This window comes from Clostridium tarantellae, assembly GCF_009295725.1.
In the GTDB taxonomy this organism is placed as follows: Bacteria; Bacillota; Clostridia; order Clostridiales; family Clostridiaceae; genus Sarcina; species Sarcina tarantellae.
On sequence record NZ_WHJC01000101.1, the window covers coordinates 1 to 11,440 of the forward strand.

Here is an 11,440-nt window from a genome sequence, read left to right on the forward strand (position 1 = left end):
GTATAATAATATTAAATTAATATATAATTTTTTAATATTACAGCTCTTATAGATTCATATTTAATAAAATCTGGTGATTCTTTTTTTATATTACTTATTTTCTCATAACCTACTTTTTCACAAATATTCATTATTATGCTTTCTTCATTTTTTGTATAAAATTCATTCAAATCAAAATTCAAATCTATATTTTCTCCTTGTAAAATATATTCAGTTATATATCCTAAAATAGTTGATATAGAAATTTCTAATTCTTCTGATATATGCTTCAATGTTTCATTATTTTTAATCATATCTAGGGCTATTTCTTTATTTGATCTAAATTCATTATCAATAATTAACTTCTTTCTCTTTTTATCATGCCAAATAACATTTATATTGTTATGTTTTACATATTGCGTTATAGTTTCAATTATGGCATTACCATACTTTTGAATTTTTTTTGGGCCTAAGCCCCCAATATCCTTAAGATGTTCTTCAGTTAAAGGATATCTTCCACTCATTTCTTTTAATGTGTTCTTAGACATAATCATTTGAGGTAAACATTTTTCTTTTTTAGCAAAATCTATTCTAATTTTTATTAATTCTTTTAATAAAAATTCATCACTAATTACTTTGAAACTGCCATCCTCTTCTAATACTTCAATAATTTTATTTGAATTTATATCTATATTATTTTCTTTTACATATTTATTTATTATATTTATAAATCTTTCTCCAAATTTATCATATTTTAAAGGAACTACTCCCAATATTGAAAGCATACTTTCCTTATCTAAAGGATATTTAATACTCATTTCCATTAAAGTTCCATCCCCAAATATCATATATGGTGGTATTTGTTCTTCTATAGAAATTTCTCTTCTTAGTCCTTTTAAAATAAAGAATAATTCATTTTCTGTTACTATTTTTTTCTCTACCTTTTCATCTTTAAATAATACTAATTCTTCACCTTTAAGAACTTTAAATGATTTATCATTTAATGCTATTACTGGATAAGTTCCTTCTAGTAAATCAACATAACTATGAGAAATTAATGTATTTATAAACTCTTTTAATTTTTCATTAGAATAATCTTTCATTATTCCATAAGTAGTTAATTCATTAAATTTAGATTGTATAATTTTTTTATTTTTAGAACCTCTAAGAATATCTATAATCATAGTAGACCCATAATTTCTTTTTATTCTATATATACATGATAATACTTTTTGAGCATCTAAAGTTTTATCAACTATTTCTCCATTACTAAGACAATTACTACATTTATTGCAATTGTCTAATAAAGATTCTCCAAAGTAATTTAATATATATTTTCTATAACAATCATTGCAATATATTAAATCTACCATCTGTTGAAGTTTTTTATATTGATTATTTTTTCTATATATATTTTCATGACTAACTTCTATTAAATATTTTTGAGTTTGTATATCTCCTGGAGCAAACAATAAAATACATTCGCTTTCTTCTCCATCTCTACCTGCCCTACCAACTTCTTGATAATATCCCTCAATATTTTGTGGCATATTATAATGAATTACATATCTAATATTAGGCTTATCTATTCCCATTCCAAAAGCATTTGTTGCAACCATTATATTAACTCTATCATATGTAAAATTTTCTTGATTATTTTTTCTTTCATTATCTGAAAGTCCAGCATGATATTTTCCTACTAAATATCCTTTTTTATTTAAATCTTCATGTATTTTATCAACATCTTTTCTTGTAGCAGCATATATTATTCCAGAAATATCTTTATTATTTTCTATATATTTAAATAAATACTCCTTTTTATTAGTATTTTTTATTATATTTATAGTTAAATTTTCTCTATTAAATCCTGTTATAAAAATTTCTGGTGATTCTAATCCTAAAAGATCTATTATATCTTTTCTTACATCTTTTGAAGCTGTAGCTGTAAATGCTGTTACTATAGGTCTATCATATAATGATTCTATAAATTTTTTTATATTTCTATAACTTGTTCTAAAATCATGCCCCCATTGTGATACACAATGTGCTTCATCAATAGCTATTTGAGATACTTTTATTCTACTTATTGAATTTACAAATTCATAGGATTCTAATCTTTCTGGAGTAACATATATAATTTTATAGTTGTTATTAATTATTCCACTCATAACATTATTAAATTCAGTTACGCTTAATGAACTATTTATATATGCACATTCAATACCCATGCCCTTTATAGAATCCACTTGGTCTTTCATTAAAGATATTAAAGGAGATATAACTATAGTTAATCCATCTAATATTAAGGCTGGTACTTGATAACATATAGATTTTCCACCACCTGTTGGCATAATTGCTAATACATCTTTTTGTAACAATATGTTATCTATTATATCCTTTTGTCCTTTTCTAAAATTTTTATATCCATAATATTTCTGTAAAATACTTTGTGCTTTATCTAACATACTTAAATTAATACTCCCTTTTAAAATTAAATTTATATTAAATTGTTACCTTTTACAAACAAACTATACAAATGTAATTCATTTAAAATCTGATAAAATTATATTAAAATTCTCTTAAGATGTAAAAATAAAAAGAGTATTATTTAAATAAATCTTAACATAGACTTATTTTTAGTATAATAACTCTTTTTTCAAAATTATGTAATTTAGTTTAATATTTTTTCTACTTCTTTTTTTAACTCTTCTTCACCTAATTTTTTATCAATATTATAAAAATAATTAGCAATTTCTAATCTCTTTGCTCTTGAAATATTTAAATCATTACTTAATTTTTCAATGAAATGTACTTCTTGTATTTGATAATTTTCATCTACTAATGCAGCATCAATTAGTTCAAAATAAACTATATTTATAATTCTTTGTGAAGATTTTTTTATTGCTTCAATAGCTTCTGTATATGTAAGAGGTTTAAATTCTTCCTTTGATAAATCTAATTTATGAAATACACTATTAATTAACTGCTCTTCCGTTTTTTCTAAAACATTATCTACTTTAGCAAAAATAGATAATAAACTTAAAAATGCTGTACTTTGTTCAATATTCAACTCTTTTAAAAACATAATGTGTTCCTCCAAATAGTATTACTTTTATTATTGTAAGTATTATAGCATATAATTAATATTTAAATTAAATCATTAATTCCGTAATATGTTTAAAAATATAAATAACATTAAATATTCTCTGTTTTATTTAAATATTCTAAAAAGATAGCCTTGATTTATATTCTATCAAAGCTATCTTTTTCATATTATTTCATAATTTCTTCAGTAATAAAGTTTAATTCATACTCATCAATTATTCCATCTTTGTTTAAATCATATTCTGGTTTATTTTCACCAAAATATTTAGAAACTAAAGCTAAATCTCCAATATCTATTTTCCCATCTTTATTAATATCTGCTGATGGTTTTGTTGAAGTTTCATCATCACTTCTATCTACTAAAGCATAATTAATTTGAGCATCTGTTCTACCACCATGAGGATTTTCTCCTTTTACTTTAAATGTTAAAGTATGATTTCCATAATCTAATTTTTCACTTTCAAATATAATTTGATTAGGTTGTCTATTCTCAGAATATGGATCTATATCTACAAATTCTCCTCCATCTATAGCAATCTGATATATTCCATGATTAGGATCTTTAGCTCCTACTAAAGAAATTTTACTTCCTTCAAAATTTATAGTAAATGATGCCCCCTTTTCATTAGTCCAAGATGCACCCTCTTCATCATTCCATCCATTACTAAAATTGAATTGATGAATACCAGTTCCTTTATTACTAGTTTCAACTTTTATAAGTTCATCATCTTCTATATTTATCTTTGCTTGTGGATTAAATCCTAATATAGCCCCACCTAAAGCATCACTTAATTTTAAATGAAAATATTCTGTTTCTTCTATTTTTTTATCATCTATTATTGTAATATTTACTTCCTTTTCTTTCTCACCTTCATTGAAAGCTAATGTTCCAGACCAAGTTTGATAATCTTCAGCATTTAAAGCTGTTCCTGGTAAACTTTCATAATTAACCTCAACTCTTCCAGTAGTTCCACCTTTTCTTACAATCTTAAATTTAGCATTTCCAACATTCTCATTAACAGTATACTCAACATTTTCAATATCAAGCATACCTTTTCCTCCATTATCTAATACAAAAGCACCATCTAAATGTGCCGCAACACCTCTTGCGCTTGGATTTTTTCTACCAGAACATTTAATTGTTATCTCATGTTCTTCATCTGTTAAATCTTCACTTTCAAAAACTATTTGCTTAGAAGTTCTTTTATTACTATATAAGTCTACATCAGTAGCTTCCTTACCATCTATGGAAACTTCCATAATACCATGTGATGGATCTTTAGTTCCCGTTAAGAAGAATTTAGTTCCTTTAAACTTTATTTTTACTGTTGCACCAACCTGTGAAGTCCAATGGGCATCTCCTCCGAAATCATTATCTGCATTAACAGTCTCATAATTCCATCCATTACTAAAATTAAATTGCCCTAAATCAGTTCCTTTATTGTCATCATTTAAAAAATCTAATCCATCTGGTGGCCCTGCTGGCAATTCTATATTAGTAGGTTGTTTATATACTCCTACATTATTTATTAAAGGTGTAGCTAAGGCTCTATCAATATTTATTCTTATCTTTTGTGCTTTTGTTGGTGCTATTCTTACAAGTCTTTTATGTCCTATAGTTTTCCCCTTAAATACTTCCTTCCATTCTCCATCTTTCTCTATTTCCACATTAAATTCTGCAACTCTTTGACCTAGTGGAATATATTCCTGAATATTTATAACATCAAATTCTTTTTCTTCTCCTAAATCTATTTCAAAACTACCTGTAGTAGCTCCATTATTTGGTGCCCAATAAGTATCATAATCATTATCTACCATTTTATTTCCATCAAACTGTTCTAAATCATTCACTGTACTATCTGTAGTAATATTTTTATTAAGTGCTAAATCCTCATCAAAAGTTTCTCTTATAGCTTGACCAAATTCCTCCATCCTCTTAACATCGTTTTCATGAAGCTTTCCTCTTTTATCTGGTGGTAAATTTAGTAATAATACTGAATTTCTTCCTACTGATTTAAAATATATATCCATTAATTTTTCTAATGACTTAACATCATTATCTTGATTATCATGATAAAACCAACCAGGTCTTATAGAAACATCTGATTCTCCAACTATCCAGTCGGGTCCACCTTCTTCACCAGTATTTAAATAACTTGGAATTTCCTGCTGTTTCATTTTTTCTACATCTATAGTTGACCAACAAGGTTCTCCAGCATATCCATTTTCATTTCCTATCCACCTTATATCTGGCCCTTGTGGACTAAATATTTCACATTCTGGTTGTAACTCTTTAATTAAAGCAAACCATTCATCAAACTTATATTCTTGCTGAACATTTGAACCTTTAGCTCCATCCATCCAAACTTCAGCTATAGTTCCATAGTTAGTTAATAATTCTCTAAGCTGATTCATATAAAATTCATTATAATCTCCACCATTACCTTCTCCATAATGCTCTGAATTTTGATCCCATGGTGATAAATAAACACCAAATTTAACTCCATATTTTTTGCAAGCTTCAGATACCTCTCTAACTACATCACCTTTACCATCCTTCCAAGGGCTACTAGCAACATCATGTTCACTATATTCCGTATCCCATAAATTAAACCCATCATGATGTTTTGCTGTTAAAATAACTCTTTGAAAGCCAGCATCTGCTAATGTTTTAACCCATTGTTCAGCATCTAATTCAGTTGGATTAAAAATTTCAGGATTTTCGCTACCATCTCCCCACTCTCTTCCCGTAAAAGTATTAATTCCAAAGTGAATAAATGCAGTAAGTTCTTCCCTTTGATAATCCACTTGATCCTTAGTTGGCGTAGCACCAAAAGGTTCTGTAACAGATTTTAAGTTTTCTTCTTCATTTGTATGTGCTAATACTAAACTTTTAGTGCTATTGGTGAAAAAGCCTATAGACATAGTAGCAATTAATAATTTACTAATAGCTTTTGCTTTCATAATTTTTCCCCCTTAGATAACCAATTTTTAATTATTTGTTTATATATTTTAATACTACAAAAAAAGCTTTTTTCCTTTTTTTGTAACAATTATTTGTAAATTTTTACTCCTCCTAATATAGTACCTAAGTATAAATTGCTTCTATTATCTTCTACTACTTCACCTATTATCTTAGCCTCTTGTCCTAACTGTGATTCCTTTAATTTTTTTAATATTTTATTGCAATGGCTATTATCTACTATTAATAATATTTTACCTTCATTTGATGTATTTAGTACTTCTATTCCTAATATGTCACAAATATTTTTAACTCCTTCTTTTATAGGAATTTGCTCTTCTCTTATTATTATACTTTTATTATATATTTCACAAATTTTTTTCAAAGAATTAACTATTCCACTTGTAGGATTTTCTATTATTTTAACTTTATCACTTAAAGAAATAATATCTCTTATAAGAGTATATAATGAAGTGCAATCACTTTTTATTTTTTTCTTTTCATCTAAATATTCTTTATTAGATAATATACTTATTTCATGTTCTCCTATACTTCCACTTAAAATAACCTTATCTCCACATTTTATATTAAATTTATTTTCACAATAGAATTTATTATAAATAATTCCAATGCCTGTTGTGTTTATAAAAATAGTATCTTCCTCTCTTTTATTTAAAATGTGTACATCTGCTAGAATTATTTTTATATTATTTTCTATTACTACTTCACCCATAGATTTAATTATTTCTTCTAATTTTCCTATAGATATATTTTCATTTAAAACTAATGTACATATTATATATATGGGTTTTGACCCTTTAACTGCTAAATTATTTATTGTATTACAAATACTTAATTTCCCAACATTTCCACCTAAAAAAAAAGTAGGTCTTCCTTCAAAAATATTATTAGTTATTACATAATATTCTTTAAATTCATCTATTAAACATTGATGAAAATCTTGTACCATAAAAAAATTTTTGAAATACTTTAAAAATAAATTTTTTATTACTTTACTCATTTCATCATGAACTTTTCCATAGCCAAAAGCTCTTTTCATTTAATAAATTCCTCCCATATTATAAATTATAATTTTCAAGAAATTCTTCTATAAATTTATGAACTAATTTTAACTAAGTATTTTATAATATCAAGAACTCTCTTGCAAATTTTATCAAAACATTTTTGTATTTCTATTGATAAATGAGCTTGCTTTTGAATATTCATTACTTCTATAGCTATTAACACTCCTTTAATATGTCTATAATCTTTTCTTAATACATTTATAAAACTCTCTTTTTCTAAATTATAATTTCCATTTATTAAATTATCACATTGTACTAAGCTTATATTAGTTATCCCTCCAATTTTCTTTCCAAAGCTACCACTATCCACAATAATTATAAAATCATCTTTATTTATTTCTTCAAAATAATTTTTTTCTTCTCTTGAGCCTATTATAACCTTTACAGTTTGAGATAAATTTTCTATTTCATCTTTTAAGTATTCTATAGTTCTTGCCCCTATACTATCATCTCCAAGTGAAAAATCTCCCATTCCAAAAACTTTAATCATTATTAAAGCCTCCATCCCAATTTAAAATAAAAGTTCTCAATTAAATATATTCACTATTTTTTATTCTTATTATGGAATATTACAAACCTTTAAATATTTTTATTTTATATTCATAACAAATAATCCCCTCAAATAATTGAGAGGATCTACTTAAACTATATTATCAAATATAAAATTTTTATAATATAGCAAAAGCTAGTATAAATGATGCAAAAACTATTGAAACCATAGACATTAGCTTTATTAATATATCTAAAGAAGGTCCTGTTGTATCCTTAAATGGATCTCCTACTGTATCACCAACAACTGCAGCTTTATGAGCCTCTGACCCTTTTCCTCCTAAGTTTCCAGCTTCAATATATTTTTTTGCATTATCCCACGCTCCACCTGAATTAGCCATCATAATAGCAAGAACAAATCCTACCACAGTAGCACCCGCGAGTAATCCTGCAATACCATTAGGTCCTAAAAGCAATCCAACTAATATTGGAGTAATAATAGCTATTAAAGCTATAGGTATTAATTCTTTTTGAGAATATTTTGTACATATGTCAACACAAGAAGCATAGTCTGGTTCTTTAGTTCCATCTATTAATCCTGGAATTTCTTTAAATTGTCTACGTACCTCTACAACTATTTTAGCTGCAGCTTTTCCAACAGAAGATATAGTTAATGCGGCAAATACGAATGTTATCATACCACCTATAAATAATCCTATTAATACTTGAGGATTTAAAATTGATAGATTGAAAGTAAAGTCAATACCTTTAGTTTTAACTATATTTTCAACTGAATCCTTATATGCTGCTATAAATGCTAAAGCTGTTAATGCGGCAGAACCTATAGCAAATCCTTTACCTGTTGCTGCTGTGGTATTGCCTAAAGCATCTAAAGCATCTGTCCTTTTTCTAACTTCTGGATCTTCATTGGCCATTTCTGCTATTCCCCCAGCATTATCAGCTACTGGTCCATAAGCATCTGTTGCTAAAGTTATACCTAAAGTGGATAGCATTCCTACTGCTGATATACCTATTCCATATAGTCCTAAATTAAAATTGCTATATCCTCCTGAAATTATAAAACTTAAAATTAATGATATAGATACTATTATTACAGGAACCGCTGTTGAAAGCATTCCTAAAGACATACCACTTATAATAGTAGTTGCTGATCCTGTCTTTGTACTTTCTGCTAATTCTCTTGTAGGCTTATAATTATCACTAGTAAAATATTCTGTAAAATATCCAATTAAAATACCTGCTATAAGTCCTGATAATATACTAAAATATATACCTATATGTCCTTTTCCTAAAACATAATTAACTATAAAATAAGATACTATAGCAATAATAATAGCCGCTGTATATACTCCCTTTCTTAATGCTCCAAGTAATACCTTTTGAGTAGCATCCTCTTTTGCTCTAACCAAAAAAGTTCCTATTATAGATGCTAATACACCTACAGTTGCTACAACAAGAGGTATAGTAACACCTTCCATACCTAATCCTGCTGCAACTGCTAAGGCACAAGATGAAACTATAGAACCAACATATGATTCATAAAGATCAGCTCCTAATCCTGCAACATCTCCTACATTATCTCCTACATTATCAGCTATAACAGCTGGATTCCTTGGATCATCTTCTGGTATTCCTATTTCTACTTTACCTACTAAATCAGCTCCAACATCAGCAGCTTTTGTAAAAATTCCACCGCCAACTCTAGCAAATAGTGCCATAGAAGAAGCCCCCATTCCAAAAGTCAACATAGCAGAAGTTATTTGAGCTATTTTTTCAGCTTCTGGTAAGGCCCTATAATACCAATCTAGTATGTAATACCACACACTTAAATCTAAAAGCCCAAGTCCAACAACAACCAATCCCATAACAGCACCACTAGAAAAAGCTATCCTTAAACCTCCATTCAAACTTTTTTTTGCTGCATTAGCTGTACGAGCATTTGAATTAGTAGCCATTTTCATTCCTAAAAATCCACTTAATCCTGAAAATAGTCCTCCTGTAATAAATGCAAAAGGAACAAAAATAGATAAAAACCCCAATTGACTTAATGCAAATAAAATTATAAACATTCCTATAAAAAATATAGATACTCCTTTATATTGTCTTATTAAATATGCATTAGCCCCTTTTCTAATATTATTTGCAATTTTTTTCATCTCTAAGCTACCTTCATCTGTCTTTAAAACATTTAAGGCTAAAAAAGCAGCAAATAAAAGCGCTATAGTTGCACCAATTGGCACAAATACAATAAGATTCATATAAAATTCTCCTCTCAATATAAAGAATATTTTTATGAAATTTATTAATTTTACCAAAACACCTCCCTTAAAGGTTTACACACTATAATTACTATGATTTTTAAAAAACATATATGTAATTAAAAATAAAAAAATCATTATAAAATCTTTAATTTTATAATGACTTTTAACACTAATTATTTATAAATAACTTTTTCATTAATATCTTCAATAGAATTACATCCTGTTAAAATCATAGCTGACTTTAATTCATTATATAATAATTCTACATACTCTTCTACTCCTTTAATTCCATTTCCAAAAGCTGCAGTTACAAAAGGTCTTCCTATAAGCACACCATCAGCACCTAAAGCTAAACATTTAAGTATATCTACACCACTTCTTATACCACCATCAACTAAAATTTTAATTTTACCTTTAACTTTTTTAGATATTTTAGGCAATACTTCACAACTCCCTGGAGTTTGATCTAAAACTCTTCCTCCGTGATTTGATACAACTATAGCATCCAATCCTGCTTCTACTGCAAATTCAGCATCTTCCGGAGTCATTATTCCTTTTAATATGAATGGAACCTTTGAAAATTCTTTTAATTCTTTTAATTCTTTTATGGTTTTAGGTTCTACATCCTTACCATGTAAGGCCATAGTTAAAAGTCCTGCACCATCTATATCAACACCAATAGCATAAACACCTGCATCTTGAGATTTTTTCATTTTTTCAATTATAATAGGATTTTTCCTTGGTTTTATAAATACTATTCCTTTTCCTTCATGTTTTTTTAATATTTGTAAATTAGTAAGTAAGCATTCATCTAAAGCTGTATCTCCTACCATTGGAAAAATACCTGAATTTAAACACCCTTCAATAACAGATGTAATATATTCTTCTTCCGATACTAATCCTCCCATATTAAGCTTAGTTGAAGTTATTGGAGCAGCAAACAAAGGCAATTTCATTTTTTTTCCAAACAATTCCACGGAAGTATCTGGGTTTTTAGCATTATGAATTACTCTCATATTTAACTTTATTTCATTTAAAGCTTGTACATTTCTTATGAATGCTTCACCTGTTCCTTTACCTCCAATTCCTGGTACCTCTCCAGCACAAGCAATCCCATTACATACTCTACACACTTTACAGCTCCCATTGTATCTCTCTCTAGCAATTTTTCTTATTTTTTCATCCATAAGTTCTCCTGCTACTCAAAATATGGACAAATATACCCATATCGAGATTTTTCCTTCTTCACCGTACCTGTCCTCATTCCGTAGAACTACTAACATTTGATATAGCACTCCAAAGGCTTAAATTCCCGTCTAACCACGGTACATATCTACAATAACTTGATTATGCTATCTTGTAGATTTTAGCATCTCTTAAATTGAAACTTGCATTTAAATCTCTATCTTCCTTGTAACCACAATCACAAACATAAACCCTATGAGAAAGTTTTAAATCTTTCTTAATACATCCACATTCATGACATAGTTTACTGCTAGGATAGAATCTATCTACAACCCTTAATTCAATTCCATTCC

Annotated in this window: 8 protein-coding genes; all 8 read right to left on the bottom strand. The window is 27.4% G+C overall.

Translation table 11 applies throughout. From position 1 onward, the window contains the following. Nucleotides 1–11 precede the first annotated feature (11 nt). Complete coding sequence (gene recQ / locus GBZ86_RS08220) at nucleotides 12–2,444, bottom strand: DNA helicase RecQ (protein ID WP_152889531.1); 2,433 nt, start codon at nucleotides 2,442–2,444, stop codon at nucleotides 12–14. A 206-nt stretch (nucleotides 2,445–2,650) separates the two neighbouring features. After that, nucleotides 2,651–3,064, bottom strand: coding sequence for a hypothetical protein (locus GBZ86_RS08225; protein ID WP_152889533.1), 414 nt, complete (start codon nucleotides 3,062–3,064; stop codon nucleotides 2,651–2,653). A 188-nt stretch (nucleotides 3,065–3,252) separates the two neighbouring features. Further along, nucleotides 3,253–6,048, bottom strand: coding sequence for an alpha-L-fucosidase (locus tag GBZ86_RS08230; protein WP_152889535.1), 2,796 nt, complete (start codon nucleotides 6,046–6,048; stop codon nucleotides 3,253–3,255). 89 nt (nucleotides 6,049–6,137) lie between these two features. Then, entirely contained in the window at nucleotides 6,138–7,106 is a 969-nt protein-coding gene (gene hypE, locus GBZ86_RS08235) for a hydrogenase expression/formation protein HypE (protein WP_152889537.1), read from the bottom strand. Between the two features lie 56 nt (nucleotides 7,107–7,162). Beyond that, nucleotides 7,163–7,621 (bottom strand): hydrogenase maturation protease, encoded by a 459-nt coding sequence (locus GBZ86_RS08240; protein ID WP_170272190.1) that lies wholly within the window; start codon nucleotides 7,619–7,621, stop codon nucleotides 7,163–7,165. A gap of 178 nt (nucleotides 7,622–7,799) precedes the next feature. Then, nucleotides 7,800–9,899 carry a sodium-translocating pyrophosphatase gene (locus GBZ86_RS08245; RefSeq protein ID WP_152889540.1) on the bottom strand — a complete coding sequence of 700 codons (2,100 nt, stop codon included), beginning with the start codon at nucleotides 9,897–9,899 and terminating at the stop codon, nucleotides 7,800–7,802. Nucleotides 9,900–10,075: 176 nt separating this feature from the next. Then, the gene (locus tag GBZ86_RS08250; RefSeq protein ID WP_152889542.1) at nucleotides 10,076–11,089 is read right to left on the bottom strand and encodes an alpha-hydroxy-acid oxidizing protein; all 1,014 of its coding nucleotides are present in this window, start codon (nucleotides 11,087–11,089) and stop codon (nucleotides 10,076–10,078) included. Nucleotides 11,090–11,249: 160 nt separating this feature from the next. After that, nucleotides 11,250–11,440: zinc ribbon domain-containing protein (locus tag GBZ86_RS08255; protein WP_152889544.1), on the bottom strand; the 191-nt coding region annotated here is incomplete at its 5' end.